The organism is Streptomyces sp. WMMC500 (assembly GCF_027497195.1).
Taxonomy (GTDB): Bacteria; Actinomycetota; Actinomycetes; order Streptomycetales; family Streptomycetaceae; genus Streptomyces.
In genome coordinates this window covers 1,398,039-1,423,377 of sequence record NZ_CP114905.1, presented here as the reverse complement: position 1 = coordinate 1,423,377, position 25,339 = coordinate 1,398,039, and the positions used below count along the sequence as shown (strand labels likewise).

General features: G+C 70.6%; 1 protein-coding gene (running past one end of the window). It reads left to right on the top strand.

Features of this window, described 5'->3' with window-relative positions; translation table 11 throughout:
- The first annotated feature begins 170 nt into the window (after nucleotides 1-170).
- Nucleotides 171-25,339, top strand: partial view of a hypothetical protein gene (locus O7599_RS05730; protein ID WP_281620998.1) — the 5' portion only. The gene runs 22,327 nt beyond the window's last position; only the first 25,169 of its 47,496 coding nucleotides appear in the window; it begins with the start codon at nucleotides 171-173; its stop codon lies off the right edge, out of view.

Genomic DNA, 25,339 nt, shown 5'->3' with positions numbered 1-25,339 from the left:
GGCCCGGCCCGGGACCGCCTGTCACATCGCTCCACGCACGGCCGGTCGAAAAGGTTCACGGACCGCGTGCGGAACGGGAACGACGATCTCCGGTGAACCCCGGAGCGGGCAGGCACGTGGAGCAATGTGCGAGCCCGAATCAATCACGACGACCCGGAGAGGGGGTATCCATGGTCCGGCCGCCCGACTGGAGTGCACTCGACCTGGACTTCGACCCCACCCCGGGAGATCCGGAACGGATCAATCAGTTGATGCTGGCACAGAGTCACATCGTCCTGGTCGCGCGACGTGTCGACGACGGCCTCAGCCTGTTGATGGAGGAGAACAGCCCCTACTTCGTCGGCGAGGCGGCGGACGCGCTGCGAGAAGCGCTCAATGAGGTGGTATTCCCGTTCATCGAGAACTTCCGGAACGCCCACGACCTGGTCCATTATGCGCTGGGTACGTACGTGGCAGAGATGGAGAACCACCAGCACACCGCTGATACCGCGCTGAGGGCTGCGCAGGGCTTGAAGAAGAAGGACCCGGAGCGGGTTCACTACCGGAGGGCGGCGCTGCGGGCCGCGGTCGACATGCAGCAAGCCGCCAAGACCGCCACGTACCGGATCCTCTCGGCGAGGGAACAGCTCATCTCGATGGTCGACGCGTGCGAGAAGTTCTGGGAAGTCTTCTTCTGGTTGACGCTGGCCCTCAGCATCGTGGGGTTCGCCGTCGGCGGACCGGTGGCCCTGGCCGCCTATGCGATGAACGCCGCCATCTTCATCAAGTCGGCGATCGACCTGGCAGACGGCAAGGCGAACCTCGAGATGCTGATCCTTTCGCTGCTGGGCATCTTGATCCCCACCACCCGGGGGATGTTCCCCATCCGGCAGGCGGCCGCCGGAATGCGCGACTTGGCGGTGAGGACCCACGCCTTGTTCAAGGTCATGACGCCGGGCGAGATCGCCGTGCATCTTGCCAAGATGACGGGGTCGGGGATGGTCTGGCTGGGCAGGAACACCGTCCCCTTCCTGCGCATGATCGGCAGCTATGTCGCGCTGCACTTCAAGGGCTTCGGCCCGCTGGCCCTCATCCTGCCCGTCAACGCCGCCGAGTTGGGCAAGGTCGGCTCGCTGTCAGGACTTGCCCAGGCGTTCAAGCTCTCCCTATGGAACCGGGGCATTCTGAGCCAGTACCGGTACGGCGCCGTGGCTTACGGCACCAGCTTCGTCGACATCAGGGCCATCAAGGGGTTCGATGCCGACGGGCGGCCTCTCATCGACCCCAAGGACTGGGCTCGCTATCAGCCCATGCCCGACGCGACCGCGAGTGCGCTGGCCGGTGTTCTGATCTTCCAGCCCCCCGCGACGTCCGCGTTCGGGCGACTCTTGGCCGCAGCGGGGGTGGCCCTGGCGCGCCCCGGTGTGGTCAGGTGGGCGGACCTCTCCCGGCTGGGGGCCGTCGGGGTGCCGCCGCCCGGCCTGGTCCGGCCGGCTTCCGGCCTCGGGGGCCTGAATCTGGAGGGCCTTGACCTGGCAGGCGTGGCTCCGATTTCGCCACTTCTCGCCTCGCGCCTGCTGGACGGAAACCCGGAGACGGCCGTCAGGCCGAGCGGGATCGAGCCGCTGACGAACCTGCCGTCCGCAAGCTCGTCCTTCACCCTGGTCCCCCCTCCCCACCTCTCGCGCGGAGGCATCGCCACCCCGGCGGAGATCGTCCCCGCTCCGCCGATCTCTCTGCACTTCGCCGACCACGGCGTGCGGGTAGGGGTGACCGACACTTCCTTGGGTTCCGCTGACCACCTGGCCGCGGGCGCCCCCCACGTGCAGGGTGAATTCCTCCTGCCGCTGCCGCCTTCGGTGGTGGCGCACGTCCCGGGCCCCGAGGGCCAGACCGTCGGCGTGCAGATCCCACTGCTTCCGCCGCCACCAGCAGCGGCTGCCACGCAGCCGGCGGCGCACACCCCGGCGCCCGGGCAGGTCCCCGTGAACGCCCCCGCGCCGGGCCAGGTGCCGGTGAACGCTCTTGCCCCGGGTCAGGTACCCGCGAGCACCAGCGGTACAGCGATGACCAACCTCACGCTGGACATCAACCTGGGCTCGTTCGCCCCTGTCCGGATGGAGTACAACGCGGGCAGCCTGACACTGACGCCGACGGGCGTTGGGCAGATGCCCCCGGTGCACGTGACGAGCATGCCGCAGCTCGGCGACGTTTCGGCGGTGGCACCGCATGGCGTGAACCTCACCCACGGCGAGCTGGTATCCGGCGACGTCTCCCGCAACGCCGGCCTCCTCGGCGGCCTGCAGGGGCTCAACCTGGAGGGCCTCGCCGGCGTCGGAGCAGGCCGTGCCGGACACGACCTCGCCGCCCTCAACACCCCCGCCCGTCTCTCCGGTCACGCAGCGCCGCAGCCCGTCGGTCACCCGTCCACGGCGAACACCCCCGCGGTCGAACAGCTCGCCCTCGACCTCAACATCGCAAGCGCCCCAGGTGTACGGCTGCACCTCGCCGACCAGGGCATGATCATCGGCGCCCCGAACGTCGCCCAGATGGGGGCCGGCGCCCGCCTGGCCCCGGACATCGGCGCGGCGGGCCTGTCGCCGCGCACCCAGGGCACCCCGACTCCGTCGCCTTCACCGCTCCCGGAGGGCGTCGCCGTGAACCAGGTCGCGCCCGGCCAACTGGAGCTGGACCTGGGCGCGATGTCGCGGGTGTCCGTCAACCTCGGTGAAGGGCTGAGCCACGGCGTGGCCGGCACCCCCGCGACACGGGCGGAGACCGGCGCGGACGCGGCCGCCGCCGCGGCGCCGCCGCGGCCGATTACCCAGGCCACAGGCGGCGGTGCGGCCGCCCACGTACCTCAGCCGGTCCGAGAGACCGGCGGCACCGGGACGCTGGGTGACATCACCCTGCATGCACCGGGGATGCCCCCGGTCAAGATCAGTTCTGTCGTCGGCAGGCCGGCCGAGGGGGCCGACGCTTCCGCCGCCCCCTCCCACGCCCGCGGCGAAGCCGCCGCGTCCCCCGACACCCAGACCGCCCCGCCGTCCTCCTCGGCGGTGGCGTCGCCGGCGCCCCCGACTTCCCCGACGCCCCCGGCGCCCCACGCGTCGGCGTCGGGGGCGCCGGCTCCCTCACCACCGGGCGCGGGGGCGTCCGAGGCTGTGCCTGTGCCCCTGGCCGTCCGTCCGTCCGCCGCTGGGCTGGACGGTCCTCGCGGCGGCGGTCTGCCGCGGCTTGAGGACGCGGGTGTGCCGGAGCCGGTGGGGCCGCTTGAGGAGACGTACAGGCCGTTGTTGTTGACCGATCGGCCGGGGCAGGCGGATGTGCGGGTGTGGGTTGGTCGGGATGGGGGTGGGCCGGGGCCGTATCCGTTGGTGGAGACGGTGGATGGTACGCGGTTGTATGACCGGGTGGTGCGGCTGGAGGGTGCGCCGTCGCAGCGGCGGTTGGTGGTGTACGGGCCGGATGGGCGGGCGCATTTCGATCCGGATTCCGGTCGGTTCCTGAGTGAGGGCGAGAGGACGGCGGGCCTCAACCGGGTGGATGAGGGGGAGTTCTGGCGGCTGTATGAGGCTGACAGGGCTGAGGTCTGGCAGGGAGTCCTGGAGCGGCGCCTGGCCCGTGGCGGTCTGCCCCCGCTGCCCGCGGCCCGTGGCACGTCCACCGACCAGAACGTCTACATGGAGGCGGCGCCGGACCCGCTCGGTGACCTCCCGGGTCCGACGGTGCGCCGGGAAGTGAGCCTGCTGGACGAGGACGGCGAACCCGTCGGTGTGACCGCCGTGTTTCCTGCGGATTGGGATGAGCCGCCGTATCTGACCGGCATGGTGCGTGGGGATGAGCAGGTGGCTGTCCTCGCCGACGCCATTCATGTCTTGGCACCTGACGACCTCACCCACGGGATCTACGACTTCGCGGGGAATCTGCTGGCCCGTGGAGTCCTCATGGCTGAGGGTCCGGCCGCCGGTAAATACCTCTACGCACCGGCGACAGGCCGCGATGCCCACGTGTTCGGCATCGACGGAAAGCGCGACGGGGATGTGTCCGTGACGGTCCTGCCGGACGATCGGGGATTCGTCGTCGCGAGCCGCGGCCGGGCCGCGGTCGTGATAGACGAGGAAGGGGAGGTGAGCCACAGCGTCATTCCGGTCGACGGCGCCCCCGGGAGCGGGCCCGGCGTGTTTCACTACGCCGTCCCGCACCACCAGGAGGGTGTCCCTATGGCGTTCAGCGGTGACGGCACGCTGATCTCGGGGACGGTGCGGCTGGACGACACCGTCTGGAGCTATGTGGACGGTGTCCCGGTTGAGGCGCGGATCGATGGAACGGACGGACTGCTGGGTGCGCATCACGTGGTCTTCGACTCGGATGGCTCCGCGCCCTCGGTGATCCGGCAGAACGGGGAGGAGTCGGCGGATTTCACCGCTGTGCAAGTACCGAGCGAGCACCTGCACTTGGTGCACCGGCGCGACGGGGCATGGGTCGTGCTCGACCCGGCCGGGAGGTACGCCGTCCCCCCGGTCCGTCTGCTCGGCACGGGCGACGTTCCTCTCGGGACGATCGTCGCCGTACCCCGGAGCCCCCGGGGCGAGGGGCTGGCGTTCCAGGAGAACGACGGCACGCTGCTGCGCACTGGGGTGATGGTCGACGAGGAGTCCGGCTGGATCGCGGTGGGGGATGTCCCCGGGCGCCCCGTCCACGGCATGGACGGCCGGGTCCGTCCGGAGCGCCTGTTCGGGGGCGGGTCGACCGTAGAGGACTTGCTGGTGCTCCGCGGACGTGGCGAGGGCATCGAGCCCGAGGTGCTGGGCATGAACGGACGGCCGCGGGAGGACGACGTCCTCGCGGAACGGTCGGCGAACGGGTTCGCGTTGACTGTACCGGGCCACTCCCCGCGCCTGGTCGACGGCAACGGTGCGGTGACGCACGTGGGCCTCCCGGTGATGAACGCGGAGCGCCTCGTCACCGGTGAGACGGCCTTCGTGCCGGTGGGACCTCTGCATCACGCCTATCTCGTGGCCCGTACCGTCGACGGGAACGTCCCCTACCTGTCCCGCTGGGGCCGCTACGGCTACGTGACGGCAGACGACGGCAGCCGCATCGCGGATGCAACCGTGACGGCCCTCAAGGGCGATCGGGGATTCGCCGTGCACGTGCCCGGTCGGGCCGACGTAGTGTTGAACGAGGCTGGGGAGCTGACCCACCGGGTCATTGCGGTCGGCGTCCGGGACGAGAGCGGGCCCGGGATGTTCTACGGCGTCCCGCGCCGGCCAGGCGTTCTGCCAGTGGCGTTCAGGCAGGACGGCACGCTGGTGTCGGCGATGGTGCGGCAGGAATCCACGGTCTGGACCTATCGCGACGGCATGCCCAGAGAGGCGTCGAGCGCTGACGGGCGCGGGCCCCTGGGTTATGAGCACGTCGCATTCGATGCGGCGGGCTCGCCCTCGGTGGTGACGCGGGACGGGCGGGAGGCAAGAGTCCCCACCCTGCAGTACGTGTGGACCCAGGGCTTCTATCTGGTGCACTGGCGCGACGGGTCGTGGGCCGTCCTCGACCCGGCCGGGAGGTATGCCGACGCCCCGGTCCGTCTGCTCGACGAGACGGACCAGCCCCACGGGCTGTCCGCCGTCGTGCCCCGGAACGGACGTGGCGAGGGGGTGCTGTTCCGCGAGAGTGACGGCGGGCGGTTGAAGACCCGGGTGACGGCGGATCACGAGTCCGGCTGGATCGCGGTGGGGGATGTCCCTGGGCACCCCGTCCACGGCATGGACGGCCGGGTCCGTCCGGAGCGTCTGTTCGGGGGCGGGTCGACCGTAGAGGACTTGCTGGTGCTCCGCGGACGTGGCGAAGGTGTCGCGCCCGAGGTGCTGGGCATGAACGGACGGCCGCGGACGGACACCGTCGTGACGGAGCTGGGCGCGAACCAGTTCGAGTTGAGTGTCCCGGGCCACTCCCCGCGCCTGGTCGACGGCAGCGGTGCCGTGACAGGCATCGTCATCGTCCGGCTGAATGACGGGAACGGCCTCCCCACCGGCGAGTTGGTCGTCGGGCCGGTGCGAGACATGCAAGACGCGGGGGCCGCTCGGCTCATGAGCCGTGAGAGGGGCCGGACACACAGGGCTTCGCTCCACGGCAGCTACGTCCGGGTATCGGACCTGCACGGTCCCGCCGATGTCTACGACATGAATGGTGAACTGGTGGGACACGCAACCGCCATATACAGCGGATCCCACGGTCTCTTCAGGGGATGGGACAACATCACCGGCGCCCGCAACGCGTGGTTCTACATCCCGTTGAACGGTGAAGCGCGCCTGATGACCCACACGTTCGAGGACATCGACGCCGTCGTGAGGCCCGTCCCTCACCAAGCGGCCCGCATGTTGAACCCTGGTGGCCAGCGCCTCTACTACGTGGTGTGGGAAGACGTGTCGGTGTTGATGACGGAGACGGGCCGGATCACGCACCAGATCGATCGCTTCCAGCACTTGAGTCACAGGGCGCACCTCATGAGGCCGCTCCAGCCGGGGGCCCATGCCGCCGCGTACATGGAAAACGGCAGGCTCCTGTCGGACCAGGTGCTGATCACCATGGGCGGCAAACGGTTCGTGGTGCACACGGAGAACGAGGCCCGGACCTATGACTCCCACCGGCTGCTGGACGTGCAGCCCGTTCGTCCCGGCGGCCCGCTGGGTGCGGGGAACTCCCTGGTCGTGCCGAGCGACGGGCGCCCGCCGTTCGTGCGGCCAGGGAGTGGCGGGCGAGTGAGTGGCTCCTCGGTGACGGAGTTGGCCGAGATGAGTCCGGGTCAGCGCCCCGGGTATCTGGTGCGGGTGCCCGGCCAACGCCCTGGGGTGGTCGACCCGGCGGGAAAGCACACCCACGACGTGGTGTTTCTGGGGGGCGTGCAGGACCCGGCCGCCGAGGAGTTCGTCATCGCTCCCCTGCGTGGGGACCACGTCGTGCTCTACGAGGGAAGCCGGCCAGCTCAGGAATGGTGGCCGAGCGTCAGTGGGCACATGCTGGCGCTGTCGTCTTCGCGCAGCCCCCTGGTCCGCCACTACAGCCTGAACGGTCTGCCGCTCGGCCAAGGAACCACCATCGACGGCGGGCAGCTCCACGGCTACCACGTGGGTTTTCCCGCCGATCCGCACGGTTCGATCCACGTGCTAGACGTCAAGGGGCGCCGGGTGGAAAACGTGATCGTCAGGCGGATACCCGGCCTGGGGGACGAGGTGGCCGTGTTCCAGCACGTGCCGCTAGGCGTTCACAGGTTGTCGCAAGGCCCAACGGAGTATCGCAGAGCCTCGGTCCTGTTCCAGCAACCCGGTCCGTACACCCACGACGTCACTCGGCTGCTCCACTCGGACGGGACTCCCACCGGTGAGCTCGCCGTGACACCGCGGTCCGGCGAGGGAGAGGGGTCGCTCATCGGTGAAGGTGCCGCCAGGGTGTTGGACGGCCGAGTGAACACCGACGGTCTCAGGATCGTCGTGGAGCGCGGCGGCGTCGCATACAGCTACGACATGCGGGGCCGCCCCCTCACTGACTTCGCGTCGGCAACGGAGGCCGGGCGGGACCCCGACGTCACCGTCATGATGGTGCACGACATCAAGTACGACGCGAGTGAGCCACCTGACGGCGCGGCGGCCTCCGGCTCCTCCGACTCGCACGGTGCCGGCGGGGACGGCGTCGAGATGCTCGATGACGCCGTGCGCGAGACCCACCATGTCATCCACCTGCGCACGAGAGGCGTATTCGTGGCCGTGCCGAGGGACGGCGCGGGCTCCGGCCGGCTGTTCCACGACGCGACGGGTGAACGACTGCAGGGCTCGGTCTCGTCCGGGCAGGGCGTGATCGTCGTGGAGCACGACGGCCGGCACATGATCCTCGACGCGAACGGCTGGCACCACTCGGACGCGCACGTCGTGGCGGACGACTCGCTGCGCGACCTCATCGGGCAGGGCAACCGGCTGGTGATCTCGCACGTGCGCGGGATGTGGCGGGTGGATGCAGACGGGGCGGTGGCCAGGCTCTCGGTAACGCGCTGGCCGGCGGACGGCCAGGACATCCGTCTGGTCACCGTGGACGACTGCCGGGCGGTGCTGAACGGGCGGGGTCAGCGCACCCACGACGTCTTCCAACTGCCTGACGTGCCCGGTCAGCGACACCGGAGATGGTACGCGTCGCCGGTCGGGCAGGGGTCGGACACGCCGCCGGACGCGGTCTGGATGCCGGGCGCCCATCTGCGGCTGGACGACCTGGGAGGCGACAAGGCCGCCTTCTTCAACTCGCACACCTTGCTGGCGACGTCCCATCGTCTCCACAGCGGTCCTTTCGCCGACGCGCCCGGATACCGGCTCGTCGTCCGCCACGGTGACGACCCTGCCGCACAGGTGGTGCACGCGGACAGCGGGCGGCGGGTGCCGCATTCGAGGGCGACCCAGTGGGGCGACGGGCATTTCATCCTCGACGTGCCCGACATCGGCCGGGCAATGGTGGACCCCACGGGTATGTACCCGCGCATCGTCCCGATCAGCCGGCCCGGCCAGAGCACGGACTTCGCCGTCGCCGTGCCTCGGTCCGCGGGTGTTCCCGCCGAGGTGCGCCGGATCGACACCGGGGCAGTCGCCTACAGCTACGACATGCAGGGCCGCCCGATCCGCGCCGAGGGCAGGGCCGCGGTCGACGACAGCCGGATGCTGGTGGAGGCGAACGGAGTCGCCTCCCTGCACCTTCTGGACGACGGCAGCTTCGAATCCGCCGTCCGCGTCATCGAGAACGACGAACTGCGCGCTCTGCTCGGGCCGCGGGTGGTCATGGTGGTCCCGGAACACGGCGGGCCGCCCCGGCTGATGGATCTGGGCCGGAGGCAGGTGGCGGCGGCGCACGTGCGGGAGCTCGGAGACGACCTGGTGATAGTGGCCTCCGCGCTCCCCCGGCCTGTCGATCACGAGAACCCCGGGCCTCTCGTGATCGACAGGTCGGGGGAGCACTACGACCTGATCGGTCTCGGCCAAGAGCAGAGGACTCCCTCGGTGCCGGAGGGGACCGGAATCCCTACCGGGGGCTACGTGAACCATCCCGTACGGGATCCTGCCGGACCGTCGGCTTCGTCGCCGGGGGCCGGGGCTCACACGGGGGCGCCGATGGGCAGGTTCGTCGGTGAGGAACTGGCGCTGTCCGGGACGCTGGCCGCGATGCCGCGGAGTGGCAGCGGCGGCGGGGCGCTGTTCGACAGCTTCACCGGCGATCCGGTGCCCGGCCGGGTGCTGGTGAGGGGCCAGGCCATGCTGGTGGAGCGCGGGGAGCAGCTCACCTTCCACTCCATGAGCGGCGAGTTCTTCAGCAACGGGCGGGTCGCCGGGCACGAGGAACTCAGTCTTCTGATCGGCGCCGGGAATCGTCTGGTGATTCCGGAGATCGGCGTGCCGTGGGTGGTGGGCGCGGACGGTGTGCTGGCGGTGGGGCTGTCGGTGCCCTCATTCCCCAGGGTGCACCATCTCATCTCGGTGCCTGGTCGGGGCCTTGGTCTGGTGAACGGGGAGGGCGAGTACGTCTACGACGCCGTTGTGCTTGCGGGCCGGGGCGGCGGCGAGGAGGCAGAGGTGCTGGCGGCCTGGCCCAGGGGCGGCACGGGTGACGGTGTGCTGATCAGGCGAGCCGGGCGCAACTGGCTGACCCCGGTGAGTGGCGAGGTGACCGCGGGCGGTGGCCGGCTCACGGTGAAGCGGGAGGGGCTCACGTACGTCCACGACCTGCAGGGTGATCTGCTGTCCGTCGAGCAGGTCGCCGTGGAGGGCGGGCTCGGTGCGGCGATCGGTGTCGGGAACCGCCTGGTGTTCCCGCCGGCGGGCGGTGCGCCATGGGCTGAGACGGCGGACGGGACTCTGCTTCGGGGCCTGCACGTGCAGCCGGTGGGGGAGGGCCGGTTCGCCGTCGGGATGGCGGGTCGGCCGAACCGCGTTCTGGTGTCCGGCACAGGTGATTACACCCATGACTTCGTGCCGGTGACGCTTCGCGACGGGGTGCAGACGGGCCGGTTCGTGGGCCGGCCTGTTGATGCTCGCGCTACGCCGATGTTGTGGGGGCCGGACGGGCGCGTGGTGGTCGGCGAGCCGCTGACCGGGTTCCGGGTGTCGGATCCACCCGGGAGCGGCGGGCCTCGGCTGGAGGACGAGGCCGGGGACGTGGTGGAGGAGGTCTCGGTCTCCCGACTGGACGACGACGGGCCCTACCTGATCGAGGTATCTGGTCAGCGCTTGCCGGTCGACGGGCACCACCTGATCGAGGCGGCCGGTCCGCGCTTCCTGGTAGATGGCGACGGCGTGGTCAGTCACAGTGTCCTGGTGCTGTCGGGCAGCCCGGACATGGGGGACATGCTGGCATCGTTCCGGCCGAACGGCACGCTGTTCCCGCTGCTGAGGCAGATGGACGGGACTTCCGTGCCCGGCGCCGTGGCGCGGTTCGGCGGGCCTGGCTCGGTGCGGCTGTTCCACTCCTTCGATCGCCGGGACTGGTACAGCGCCGTCACCGGCCGCTATCTCTACGGCCAGAACTCGGTGGACAACGGCACCCGGATTCCCGTGGGGGAGTACGAGACATATTCCGCAGCGGAGCAGCGGTTCGCCCGCGCTTGGGTGGCGGAGCACCCGGATGAGGGGTACAGGGACGAGTTCCTGGCCACGCTGGTCCCGGCCGTCGCCGACGATCCCGTGCCCCCCGGCGCCGTTCCGGCCGGCCGCCCGGTGCCGGGCGGTGGCGCGAACAACCCCATCGTCCGCATGTTGCACCGCATCGACTGGCACGTCGACGTGCGTGCGCTGCCGCGGATCGAGCTGCTGGGGCGGGACGGCGTACCGACCGGTGCGTCTGTCGAGGTACCGCCGGGCGGAGTGCCCAGGCTGATCGACCGGTACGGCGCGGCGTCGGCTGCGGTGACGGTGGGCGACGACGTGATCAGCGTGCGGCAGGGGAATCACGTCGCCGTCCATGACCGGCAGGGTGTTCTGCAGCGGGATGTGCGGGTGTTCTCGGACGGTCCGCTTGCCGGGCATGCGGTGGTGTTCTCATCCGGAGACCCGCGCCCGTCCGTGGTGCGGGCGGGGCAGGAGGACCTGGCGCGGCTGGCGGCGGCCGGCCCGGACGCGGTGAGCGAGCACGCATACGCGGTGGTGCGGTTGGCCGGGCCGGTTGACGTCGGGCTCCCCTCGGCGACGCCGGGCCGGTTCGTCACGTACAGCCCCGGGCGGGAAGCGGTGCTGCTGACGGAGCGGGGGGAACTGCTGCCCAACCAGGTCGAGTTCCGTACCACCCACTTCGAGGTGGCGCGGAGGAGCGGCACGGTCGACGTGTTCACGCTCATGGGGAATTGGCACGGTCTGAAGCGGGCGCTGCCCGGGGGGCCACCGGACGTCGAGCTGCTCTCCGTCGGCGGTCGTCGGCCGTTCGTCGTCCCGGCGGGCAGCGCCGACCGGGTGGCCGAGCAGACCGTGACGTGGTTGGGGGATGTCGGATGGGTGGTGGAGCTGCCCGGCAGGCGTGCCGTGTTCATGGACATGGCGTGGCTGCACCTGTACAGCGCGGCGCGGTTGGCGGGCGCACCCGGCGAGCGGATCGTGGTGTTCGGCGGCGGACAGGGCGACGCTCCCAGGCTCTGGGAACCGGGTCAGTGGTCGTCGAGACCGGTGACGGTACATCGCGACGCCGGGTGGATTGCGGTGGGGCAAGGACCGCAAGCCGTGTTCTACGACCTGAACGGAGTGCGGCGGCCCGAGTTGCACGCGTTCGAGCCCGGGCCGGTGTCTGAAGACTCGCTGGTGATCCGTGGCTTCGGAGATGGGCGTGCTCCCGAGGTACTGGGAGCCCAGGGGGAGCAGTCCTCGGTGATCCTGCTGAGGGATGACATGTTCCTGGTACGGGCACGGGGGCAGGCTCTCGGGGCGGTGGATCGCTCCGGGCTGCGGACCTACGACGCCGTCGGGCTGCAGGAGTCGGGGCGCGCCTCCGACGAGGGCCTGGGGCGGGTTGCCGTCGCGCCGGTGGGCGGAGGACGCGGATGGCTCTGGGAGGGGTCCACCCTGCGGCCGGAGCAAGCATGGGCCGTCCGCGACAGCATCCGCGTGGAGTCCGAGGTCAGCGGGATATTCCGCGTGTACGACCGGAACGGCACGTTCACGGGCGATACCGCTACCCGTGTGCCGGAGAGCCACGAGCTGGTCGGGATGTGGATCTACGCGCCGGGCCGCGGGAGCCCCCGCCTGGAGGACGCCGCCGGTGGCATCGTCAGGGAAGCATTCGTGACGGCGCTTGCGAAGTGGGGACACCTCCTGCGGTTGCCCGGTCAGCCTCCGGTGGCGCTGGCCCGGTCGGGCAGAGTCGCCGATGCCGCCGTTCCGCTCATCCCCGGGCCCGGTAGATCTCCCGATCTGCTCCTGGTCCAGTCAGGCGACTCGGCCCCCCTGGTCTTCCGCTGGCAGGACGGGACGCCGGTGTCGGCTACGGTGCACCGCCAACTGGACCGCACACGCATCGTACTGCGCTCGCAGGGCCCGGACCGGATCTACGAGACGCTCGGCGTTCAGCGGGGGTGGGAGCCGACTCCTTCCCGTCATCCGTTCGGCGAGAACAACCACCTGGTGATCCCCACGGACGGCCGTCTTCCGTTCCTGGCGGGACGCGATGGGCAGCTTGTCCCGGAATCCCACGTGATCCGGACAGGCGAAGGACTTCTGCTGGTGGGGATGCCGGACAGGCCGCCGGTCGTGACGGACCCCGGGGGCGTGCTGATCGAGGACATGGTGCGGCTCGAGGACCCGTCCGGCGGCCGGCCGTATCTGGCCGTCATGTGGGACGGCCAGATGCGGCTGTACGGCTCTCCGGAGGACGGGGCGGAGGCGAGTGGCGCTTTGGAGGTGCTGTGGGAGCCGAGCCGTCTGGGGGCAGGGACGATCGCGGCCCGGATAGGCGCCGAGGGGCCTTTCGAGTGGGACGTGGCGGGGCGCCTGGCCGGCCGGTGGCGCACCCTGGCTGAAGGCCCGCTGGCGGGCTACCGGGTGTTCGTCCCCCTCCGCGGCGGCGGGCCGGCGCCTCGGGTACTCGATCCCGAGGGACGCCCGTTCAATGATCCGATCGTGCTGCCTCGACAGGGTGACGGGTTCGGAGAGCAGTTCGACGGGGCCACCGGGGTGGGTGTGCTGCTTCCGGACCGGGCAGGCATGGTGATCAGCGACGCCGGCCACTACATCGGGCAGATCGTTCGTCTGCCCATCAGAGAGGGACGAGCCGGGACCGACGTAATCGCCGTCCTGCCGCGGGACGGCGGCGGCGGCGGGCTGTTCGATGCCAGGACGGGTGAGCGGCTGGCGGGCTCGGTGATGTCCGGAGACGGCGCGATCCTGGTGGAGCGCGAAAGACTGAGCGGGGTTTACCACACCCTCTTCGACATGCGCGGTTCGTTCCAGTCATCCGTGCGCGTCGTGGCGGCTGAGTCGCTGCATGGCCTGGTCGGGCCGGGCAGCCGCCTGGTGGTTCCGCCCCGGGCCGAGTTCGGGACGTGGCGGGTGGACGCGAACGGGGCCCTCGCGAGGGTCTCCATGGTGGAGTTGCCGGTGGACGACCAGAGCCTTCGTCTGGTCGAGGTGGAAGGCCGGACCGCTGTGCTGGACGACGCGGCCACCGTCACCCACCACGTTGTCCATGTGCCGCAACGGCCAGGCGGGTTGTACGCCTCGCCGGTCGGGCACGCCTCAGACACTCCGCCGGACGCGGTCTGGATGGAGGGTGCGCTGCTCCGGCTGGAGCACGCGGCGGGAGGTGGGGTGACCTTCATGAACGACGACATCGTGCTGGGAACGTCTCATCACCTGCGGGGAGGCCCCTTCGACGCCGCGCCGGGGCACAGGCTCGTGGTGGCCCGGCAGGGAGACCGCCCGTCGGCACAGGTGGTGGACGCGGTCACCGGGCGGCAGGTGCCGGACTCGACGGCAACTCCGGCAGGGGGGTCGTGGTTCGTGGTCGACGTGCCCGGCATCGGGCGGTTGATGACGGACGCTACGGGCAGGTACACACACGACATCGTCCAGATCGCCCGCCCCGAGGGGCCCACCGGTATCGCCGTCGCCGTGCCGCGGCGCGAGGGAGCCGCAGTCATGCAGCTCCGGACCGGCACGTGGGACATCGCCTCCGGCAGCGCCGCGGTCGACGGCGGGCAGATCCTCGTGCACCATGCAGGATCCCACTCTCTGCACGATCTCATCGGCCAGTTCAGCTCCGTGCCCGTCCGCATCGTCCGTGCCGACGTGCTCGCCGACTCTGAAGTCCTGGTGATTCCCGAGCACGGCCGGCCCCGGCTCATGGACGCCGAGCCCGGGCGGCAGCGGCACACGAGCGTGCGGGAACTCGGGGACGGCATGGTGGAAGTCGTCTCGCCCGACGGGCGTTTCGTGATCGCGAGGGAGTCGGATCGCGCCTACGACCTGGTCGAGTTGAACGGCCCGGGTCCCCGCACGGTGGTCGCCGTGCCGGACAACGTGATGGTCGACGGGCAGATCCTCACCGCGTCGTCGAGCGGCGCGAGGATCGGGACGCTGCTCGACGGCTCCGGCAGGCCGGTGCCCGGCCGGGCGACGGTGGACGACGACCGCGGCACGATGCTGGTGGAGCGGGAGGGGACCGACAGCGCCCTCTACGACCTGCAGGGCAACTTCACCACGGCTGCACATGTCGTCGAGGACGTCCAGCGGCTCGGCGAGGGGAACCGCCTGGTGATTCCCGAGGACGGCGGCATGCCGCGGGTGCTGGACGAGGCCGGGGAGGACACCCACCGGGTCCAGCCGGTCAACGACGGGGGCGGCAGCGAGTCCGACGCGTTCCTCACCTACGCGCAGTTCGACTTCAGCGTCGCGGCCTTCCGGTGGGACGGCACGCCGGTCTCGGGTGCGCTGAGGGTGGAGGACACCGTCTGGACCTACCCCGACGGTCTCCGGGAAGACGCCCGGGGCGGGCCTCTGGGTGAGAACCGCCTGGCCTTCGACGACGAGGGCTCGCCCTCCGTGCGGACACCGGACGGGCAGGAGGCGGCGGGTTTCACCGCACGGAGCGTGGAGCCCGAGAACCTGTATCTGGTGCAGCTCCCCGACCAGTCGTGGGCCGTGCTCGACCCGGCCGGGAGATACGCCAGCAACCCGGTCCGTCTGTCCGGAGAGGACGGCGCTCCCCTCGGGTCGTCCGTCCTCCTGCCCCGGTCCGGACGAGGTGCCGGGCTGCTGTTGCATGAGGACACGGGCATGCGGTCGATCGCAGAGGTCACGGTCCATCCGGAAGCCGGCTGGATGACGGTGCAAGAGGGCTACGGGACGCCCGCCGTGCACAGCAGTGCAGACGGCCGGCTGCGGCCCGAGCTGCACCCGTTCGAGCCCGAGTCCGTGACCGAGCACTCGATGGTGATCCGCGTCAACGCTGACGGGCGTGATCCCGAGGTGCTGGGCATGGACGGCCGGCCGGTGGCGGACTCCGAGGTGACCGCGTGGGGCGACGACATGTTCCTGGTGCGGGCGCACGGCAACCTGATCGGGATGGTGGACGGTTCGTGGCGCCGTACCCACGACGCCATCCGGCTGCAGGACGCGCATCTGGGCCCTCCCGACCGGGTGGCAATCGTGCCGATGCTCGGGGGGCGTGGCCAACTCGTCGAGGGTTCCGAGCATCGCCCGACCGGGCTGGAGGCGTGGGCGGTCGACGACACCATCCGGGTGCAGTCCCGGACCAGCGGCTTCTTCGACATGTACGACCGGAACGGGGAGATCCTGGCGGACACCACTGCGCGCGTGCCGGAGGACGGGGGCCACTCGATGGGCGGGTGGTGGCTCCACACGGGGCTTGATGGCAGACCCTTCCTGGAGGACACCGGAGGGAGACTGTACGCCGGCGCGGTGACCAATCTGACGTCTGAGCGTGGATATCTGCTACTGGCTTCCGGTCAGCCGCCCGTGGCCGTGAATCCGGAAGGCCGGGTCACCGATGTCGTCCTTCCGCTCACAGACGAGGCCGGTGCGCACCCCTATCTGTACCTGCTCAGGTCGGACGCCGACGACAGGCCCCCGCAGGTGTACGAGCCGGATGGTGAGCTGACGCAATTCGACGTGCGCAGTCACCTGGACGGGGCGCGCATCGTGCTGCGCAGTAACGGCACGGACTGGATCTACGACAGGTTCGGCGTCCTGCGAGGAGAAGAGCCGACTCTGTCCCCCGCCCCGTTCGGGGAGAACAACCGCCTGGTGTTCCCCGAGGACGGCAGCGCCCCGTTCCTCGCGGGACGGGACGGGCGGCCTGTCAGGGGTAGCGCGGTGATCGCGGAGCCCGGTGCGCCGCTCCTGGTGCTCACGCCGGACCGTCCCCTGGTCGTGGCGAACCCGAACCACCAGGGTGCGCCGATCGAGGACATGGTGCGGCTGACCGATCCGGCGGGCGAGACGACCCACGTGCTCGTCATGTGGGACGGCCGGTTGCAACTGTACGCGCCACCGGGGGCGGCGGGGCATCGGTTGGTGGGGGAGCGCACGGAGTCGGGCACGTTCTCGGTGTGGATATCCGACCGCGGGCTCCTCGAATGGGATGCGGCGGGCCGTCCCGCCGGCCGGTGGCACGACCTGGAGGAGGGCCCGCTGGCCGGCTACTCGGTGTTCGCCCCGATACATGCGAACGGGCCGGAGCCCCGGCTGCTCGACCCGGACGGCAACCCGCGCGTCAACGCGACTGTGTTCGCCCGGCGTGAGGACGGTCTCACCCGGTGGTTCGACGAGTCCGACGACGCGGTGCTCGTGGTGGACCCAGGCCGGACCAGCGTGGTGATGGAGAGGCGGAACGGTACCTGGCGCTACACCCACGACGTCCACTACATGACCTACCGCCCTCAGGAGGGGACATGGGGAGGGTTTCTCGTCGTCGTGCCGAGCGGAGCAGGCCGGACCGGCGGTGAACTGTTCGACTTCCGGACCGGTGACCGGCTTGAGGGCACGGTGGCGTCCGGAGAGGGCGCGATGCTGGTGGAGCGCTCGGGCGAGAACATGTTCTTCGCCCCGCATGGCCAGTTCTCCCCGCAGGCATCCATCGTGCAGGGGCCCGCGGTGAACAGACTGCTCGGGCCGAACAGCAGCCTCGTGGTTCCGAGTGAGCTCGGCTTGGGAATGTGGCGGATCGACGGGGACGGGGCCCTTTCCAGGCTCGACTTCACGGAATGGAGGGTGAACGGCAACGTCGTTCGCCTGATCGACATGTCCACCAACGGGCGTTCCGTGCCGGAGGGCGGCAGTGCGGCGTCCGACGACGGACTTACGGTGACCGAGGACGCAAGTGCCGCGTCCGACAACGGACTTACTGTGACCGAGGGCGGGAGTGCCGCGTCCGACGACGGACGTGTTCTGGTGAACGGAGAGGGGCGCATCACCCACCACGTCTTCGAGTTGGCCGACAGTATCGATCACCTGCCCGGCAGGTACTACGCCGTGCCGGCTGAGCGGACGGCGGACATGTCGCCCGAAGACGTCGAGCTGCCCGACGCGGTCTGGCTGTTTGATGCCTGGGTGCGTATGGACGACACGGCGGGCGGGGCCACCTTCCTGGGCCTCTACGGGTTCGACGCGGGCGTCAACCGGGTGGTCGGAGCGTCCAACGTCCTGCGGGGCGGCCCCTTCGACCAGACGACCGCATACAGGCTCGTGATCCAGTACGACGACCACCCGCTGGCACAGGTGGTGAAAGCAACCACCGGGGAGCAGGTGCCCGGTGCGACGGCGAAGTGGTGGCACCGGCGATGGATCGTGGTCGACGTGCCCGACGTGGGGCGTGCGGTGGTCAACGAATGGGGCATGGTGACGCACAACATCGTCCCGATCGTCCGCCCGGACGAGCCCACCGGCATCGCCGTCACCGTACCGCGGTACGCGCGGCAGCCCGTCGGGCTGCTCCGGATGGACACCTGGGACGCTGATCCCGGCATGGCCGCCTTCGACGGGGAACGGATCCTGGCGGAGCGGGCGCGAGTTTACACTCTTCACGACGTGCACGGCCGATTCGACTCCCGGGTCACTCGGTTCGCCGACCCCGAGATGATGCGCCCCGTGCTACGCACCGGGGAGTTCATGGTGATTCCGGAACACGGCTCGCCCCGGCTGATGGCCTGGTGGGGGAGCCGGGTGCCGGACGCGCGCGTGGTGGACCACGGCGACCTGGTGATCGCGTTCTCGCGCCGCGGGCGATTGGCGGTGGACCTGGCGACATGGCAAACCCAACCCCTGATCCATCTGGGCGATGTGCATGCCGAGACGATGGCCGTACCGCCGCGGGGCGGCACGGGGGCGGCGCTGCTGTTCGACAGGCGTAGCGGTGCGCGGATAGACCGTGACGTGACATTCAGCGGCGACAGGATCTTGGTGGAAGAGGAGGAACCGGGCGGATTCGCCGTCTACGCCCTCGATGGCCGCCTCCTCGCGGAAGCGAATGTCTTCGACGGGCGTGGATGGCCGCTCGGCGCCGTCATCGGTGACGAGAGCCGCCTGGTGGTACCGGAGCGGGGCCGGCCGTGGGTCGTGACCGCGGACGGGGTGCCGGTCGACAGTGTGCCGATGCCGCAGCTGGGGGAGGGGCAGTTCCTTCTCTCGGTGCCTGATCAAGCCCGTGGTGTGGTGAACCGGGTGGGCGAGCACACCTACCACGTCGTACCGCTTGCCGAACCAGGCGTCGGCGGCGAGGGCGCGGGGGTCCTGGCAGTCTGGACGAGGCGTGAGGCTGAAACCGTCTCCGGAGTGCTGTTCCGGGAAATCGGCGACGGTGCGCTGGAGGAGGCGCCCGGCCGGCTGACGGTGAGCGGTGGCCGGCTGGTGGTCGAGCGGGAGGGTGTCACGTTCCGCCACGACCTGGAGGGCCGGCCCAGGTCCGTCGAGCGGACTGCGGGCGACGACCGGCTCGGTGACCTGATCGGTGCCGGGAACCGGCTGGTGCTCCCGGACACCGGGCTGCCGCGGGCCGAATCGGCGGACGGGGCTGCGCTCGAGCGTGTGCGGCTGTCCCGGCTGGCGGGAGACCTGTTCGTCGTTGAAGCGGAGGGTGCGGGCGCTGTTCTGGTGACCCGTACGGGTGAGTACGCCCAGGAGGTCGTGCCGGTGACGGCCGACGGGGTGGGAACGGGCCGGTTCGTGGTCCGGCCGGTGGCCGGCAGCGCTGCGTCGTTGCTGTGGGGGCCGGACGGTCGTGTGATGGTGGGCGAGCGGCTGGTCGGGTTCCGGGTGTCGGATCCGGCCGGGGGTGGCGGGCCGCGTCTGGTGAACGAGGCCGGCGAGCCGGTGGAGGGCGTGTCCGTTTCCCGGCTGGACGTCGGCGGAGAGTATCTGTTCGAGGCGGCGGGTCAGCGCTTCCTGGTAAATACCGATGGTCAGGTGAGATACGGCGTCCTGATGCTGCCGAGCCCGTCGGGCCGGGCGCACCTGCTGGCGTCTTTCCGCCCGGACGGCACGCTGTACCCGTTGCTGAGGCACATGGACGGGACTCCGGTGGACGACGTGGTGGTGCGGCCGGGCCCGGACGGCACGTTGACGGTGTCCGGGGCCGGCGGCCGCCTGGCCCACTACGACACCGGCTCCGGCAGTGTTCGTTCCCAGGGCGACGACGGCCCTTACGGTGGCGACGGGATCAGCGTGGCGGACTACATGGAATTCCCCACCGTGGCCGAGCAGCGGCTCGCCGTCGCGTGGGTGCAGCGGCACCACGACAAGGCGTACCGGGACAGCTTCCTCTCCGAGTTGCACGAGGTGTTCCGCCGTCGCGCGGAGTCGGTCTCGTCGGACGACGCCTCGACCTCGGCCTTCTCCGGTGATCCGGTGGTCATGATGGCGCGCGACGTCAGGTTCGACGTCGATCCGGGCGCGGGGGTGTCTGAGGACATGCCCGCGCTCTTGCCCGCCGGCTGGGAGGACGGTCTTGGCGCGGGTCGTCTGCCGTGGCTTGAGGACGCGGGTGTGCCGGAGCCGGTGGGGTTGCTTGAGGAGACGTACAGGCCGTTGTTGCTGACGGGGTGGGTGGGGCAGGCGGATGTGCGGGTGTGGGTTGGTCGGGATGGGGGTGGGCCGGGGCCGTATCCGTTGGTGGAGATGGTGGATGGTACGCGGTTGTATGACCGGGTGGTGCGGCTGGAGGGTGCGCCGTCGCAGCGGCGGTTGGTGGTGTATGGGCCGGATGGGCGGGCGCATTTCGATCCGGATTCCGGTCGGTTCCTGGGTGAGGGCGAGAGGACGGCCGGTCTCAACCGGGTGGATGAGGGGGAGTTCTGGCGGCTGTATGAGGCTGACAGGGCTGAGGTCTGGCAGGGAGTCCTGGAGCGGCGCCTGGCCCGTGGCGGTCTGCCCCCGCTGCCCGCGGCCCGTGGCACGTCCACCGACCAGAACGTCTACATGGAGCGTGACGTCGTCCCGACCGCCGACCCCCCGACCGCTGACTCCCCGGGCCCGGCGGCACAGGGCAGCGGAGTCCGTACGGAGTCGGAGCGGCGGGGGAACGAGGTCTGGACCTATCGGGATGGCGTGCCGGTGGAGGTGCGGGGCACCGACGCGGGCGGGCCGCTGGGTGAGAACCGCCTGGCCTTCGACGCCGAGGGCTCGCCCTCTGTGCGGACGCCGGACGGGCAGGAGGCAGCGGGTTTCACCCCTGTGAGAGTGGCGCGCGAGAACCTGTATCCGGTGCAGCTCCCCGATCAGTCATGGACCGTGCTCGACCCGGCCGGGATATACGCCGGCGTCCCGGTCCGTCTGTCCGGAGAGGACGGCGCCCCCCTCGGGGCGTCCGTCCTCCTGCCGCGGACCGGGGACGGCGCGGGGCTGCTGTTCCGGGAGGCTGACGGCGGGCAACTGCCCGTCTCGGTGGGGGTGTACCGGGAGGCCGGGTGGATCACGCTGGCGGAGGGTGCGGATGTCGAGTTCCGCGGTCTGGACGGGGTGTTGCGGTCTGAGTTGCGTCTGCTGGGGGAGGGGCCGGTGGATGCCGGCTCGTTGGTGGTGCGTCGGCTGGGTGGTGGGCGTGATCCCGAGGTGCTGGGGATGGATGGGCGGGTGCCGGAGGGTGTGTCGGTAGACGGGCTGGGCGGTGGCGTGTTCCTGGTGCGGGTGCGGGGGGACATGGTCGCGGTGGTGGATGGTGAGGGGCTTCGTACCGACCGTGTGGTGTGGTTGCAGGAGAGGTCGGAGCGGGTTGCGGTGGTGCCGTTTGGTGGGGGACGGGGGGAGTTGTGGGAGGGTTCGGAGCTGCGGCCGACGGGGGAGGCGGCGTGGGCTGTCGGTGACACCGTCCGTGCGGGGGGAGCGCGGGATGACGGCTTCCTGGAGGTGTACGGGCGGGATGGTGCGCCGCTGGGTGCGACGGCTGCCCGCGTGCCCGAGGACGCGAGCGATCTGATGGGCGGGTGGTGGCTCTACCGCGGAACAGAGGGCCCCACACTGCAAGACGCCGCCGGGGAGGATGTCGTCCTTCCGCTCAGGCGGGATGCCGGTGCGTCGGCCGAGGCGTTCCTGCTGCGGCCGACCGCGGGCGACGGGGCCCTTGTTGCGCTCGGGCGGGATGGCGCGGGACTGTTGCATGAGGCACGCAGCCAACTGGGCGGGCTGCGGACCGTGCTGCGCTGGCAGAGCACGGACGCGAGTGCAGACCTGGTCTACAACAGGTCCGGTGTCCAGGTGGGGTCGGAGCCGGTTCCCTCGGGCACCCCTCTCGAGGGGAACGCGCTGCGGTTCGAGGGCGGCCGCAGGCCGCTCCTGGTGGGACCGGATGGGGAGCGGATCCCCGGTTCCCGCGTGAGCGTGACACCCGACGGCACCCTTGTGGTGAGCGTGGAGAATCGTCCCCAGGTCGTGACGGACCCCGCGGGGGAGCCGATCGAGGACATGGTGCGGCTGTCGGACCCGGCCGGCGGAAGGCCGTATCTGCTGGTCATGTGGGACGGCGAGTTGCGGCTCTACGGCCCCCCGGAAGCGGAGTTGGTGCCGAGCCGTCTCGGGCCGGAGACGATCGCGGTCCGGACGCCCGTGGCAACCTACGAGTGGGACGTGAGCGGGCGCCTGGCCGGCCGGTGGTGGGACATGGACGAGGGTCCGCTGCCCGGCCACAGCGTGTTCACCCCGGTTCGTGACGAGGGGCCGGCACCCCGGGTGCTCGACCCGGAAGGCAACCCGGTTCGCGACGCAGTCGTGATGCCCCAGTACGGCCACCGCTTCTTCCGAGAGTTCGCCGGACCAGGTACCGGGGTGGCTGTGCTCGTCCGGGGCCGGATGGGCGTGGTGGTCGACTACCCCGTACGCCGATTCGACGACGCCTTCCTGATCGAGGGGGATGCCGCAACGAGGGGCGTGTTCGCCGTCGTGCCACGGGACGGCACGAGCGCCGGTCGGTTGTTCGACGTGCAGACGGGGGACCCGCTCCGGGGCTCGGCGACACCGTTCAGCCACCGCACGTTCCTGGTGGAGCATGCGGGCCGCTACATCGTCGCCGACGTGCACTACGACGCGACAGCCGCGCGCGTCGTCGCACATGACTCGCTGGAGAGCCTGATCGGGCGAGACAGCCGCCTCGTGGTTCCGGAACGCCGTGACCTCGGGATCTGGCGGATGGACGAGAACGGGGCGCTGTCCAGGGTCGACTTCACCGCGTGGGAGCGGGAGCGCGGCGTGCCCATCCGTCTGATCGAGGAGGACGGCCGGGGAGTCATGCTGGGCGACGATGGCACGATCACCCACCGCGTCGTCGAGCTGGATGCGGAGGACGGACAACCGCCCGGAAGGCTCTACGCCATTCCTGTGGACCGGCCGGGGGAGCGGGTCACGCCGCGGGATGTGGTCTGGATGGAGGGCGCCAGGCTGCGCGTGGACGACAGGGTGGGCCGCAGTGCCGACTTCTTCACCTCCGACGCCGTACTGGGAAGGGTTTTCCACCTGTGGGGCGGTCCCTTCGGCCGCGAGGTCCGGTACGCGCTCACGATCCGGCTCGGAGCCGAACCGTCGGCACAGGTGGTGGACGCGCTCGGCGGGCAGCCGGTGCCCGGTGCGACGGCGACGTGGTGGCAAGATCACGGGATCGTGGTCCACGTGCCCGGCGTGGGGCACGCGGTAGTGAACGAACACGGCAGGGAATGGCACGACATCGTCCCGCTGACCGGCCGCCAGAACGAACCCACCGGCTTCTCCGTCACCGTGCCGCGGCCTGGCGGAGACCGTGTACTCCCCGTCGCGCAGCTCCGGAGTGACGCCGGGGGACTCGCCCCCGGCAGGGCCACGGTCGACTACGAGCGGATCCTGGTGGAGGAGCAGGGAGGAACACTCGCCCTGCACCTTTTCAACGGCAGTTTCGACTCCCCGGCCCGCATCGTCGAGTCCGACGCTCTCCACGATGTGCTCGGCCCCGAGGATTTCCTGGTGGTTCCGGACCGCGGCTCCGCCCGGCTGATGACCTGGAACCCGGGGCGCACGGACGGGAGGATGGTGGACAACGGGGACGACCTGGTGATATTCACCAGCCGCGGGCGTCTGGTGGTGGACAGAGAGGGACGGCATACCCACGACCTGGTCGATCTCAGCGCTCCGCAGGACGGGACGACGGTCGCTCTGCCTGTCGGGGGCGGGGCGGTCGGGAGGCTGTTCCACAGCGTCACCGGCACTCCGCTGCCCGGCCAGGTGACCACGCGGGGGGACATGCTCCTGGTGGAGGAGGAGGGGAGCCGCGCCGGCTTCTACCGTCGGGACGGCGTCTTCGTCACGGGGGTGTCTGCCGTCGGGGAAGGTGCGCAGACAGATGCGCTCCGCGCCCTGATCGGCGCCGGGAATCGCCTGGTGATTCCGGCACGGGGCGTGCCGCGGCTGGTGGCCACGGACGGGACGGAGCGGTTGGCTGCGCGGATGCCGCGGGCGTTGCCGGGACAGTTCCTTCTCTCGGGTCCCGATCAGGGCCGCGTCGTGGTGAACCAGGCGGGCGAACACACGTACAACGTCACTCCTCTTACGGGCCGCATCGTCTTCGACGGTGCGGGCACGGGGGTCCTGGCGGCCTGGCCGAGGAGTGGTACGGGTCCCGGGCTGGTCTTCCGGGAGGGCTGGGACGGTCAGGTGCATGCGGTGATGGGTGAGGTAACCGCGAGCGGCGGCCGGCTGATGGTGGACCGGCGGCCGTTGTTCACGAATATCTACGGCTACGACCTGGAGGGTCGTCTGCAAGTCTTTGAGCGTGTGGCCCAGGACGACGCGCTCGGCCGGCTGATCGGTGTCGGGAACCGTTTGGTGTACCCGCAGGACGGCGGCGCGCCGTGGGCTGCGTCGGCGGACGGGGCTGTGCTCGCGCATGTGCACTTGGTGCAGTTGGCGGACAACCGTGTCGTCGTCGAGGTGGACGGGGTGCCCAACGGTGTGGTGACCGAGGGTGGACAGTACACCCATAACGTCGCGCCGATTCAGGACATGCGGGTGGAGACGGGCCGGTTCGTGGGCAGTCCGGTGACCGGTGGCGTCGCGCCGTTGCTGTGGGGGCCGGACGGTCGCGTGGTGGTGGGCGAGCGGCTGGTCGGGTTCCGGATGTGGGATCCGGCCGGGGGTGGCGGGCCGCGTCTGGTGAACGAGGCCGGCGAGCCGGTGGAGGGCGTGTCGGTTTCCCGGCTGGACGTCGGCGGACAGTACCTGCTCGAGACGGCAGGGCAGCGCTTCATGATCAACGCCGATGGGGACGTCACCCACGGCGTCCTTGTCCTGCGGGGCCGGGAAGGCCACGAGGACGTGCTGGCGTCGTTCCGGCCGGACGGCACGCTGTTCCCGGTGCTGAGGCACATGGACGGGACTCCGGTGGCCGGCGCGGCGGCGTTCCGGGACGAAGCCGTGACGGTGTTCACCGCCGATCGCCATCTGATCCGGTACGACCTCGTTTCCGGTCGCTATCACTCCGAGGATTCCCGCGAGCTGCCGGGCGGCAGCAGGATCAATGTGAGTGAGTACCTGCAGTTCTCCGTGGAGGAGCAGGCGTTGGCTCGACTCTGGCTTGAGCGGTACCCAGACGAGGGGTACCCCAACGGGGGGTATCGCTACCGCTTCGAGTTCGAACTGGAGAGGGCGCAGCTCGACCGTGAGGCGGAGGTCGACCCCGAGGGTTTCGCCACGCTGGAGGCGGCGCTCCTGCGTGACGGCGAGGAGTGGGACGGGTTCGGCGAACCCTGGGTCGGCATGGTGCGCGGGGTTGGCCGGGGTGCGTCGGCGGGTTCGGTGTCGGTGGGTTCCGGTGGTGTGGGTGGTGAGGGGGCGGGGGTGGTGGGGCGGCCTGAGTTGACGCATCGGGTGTTGTCGTT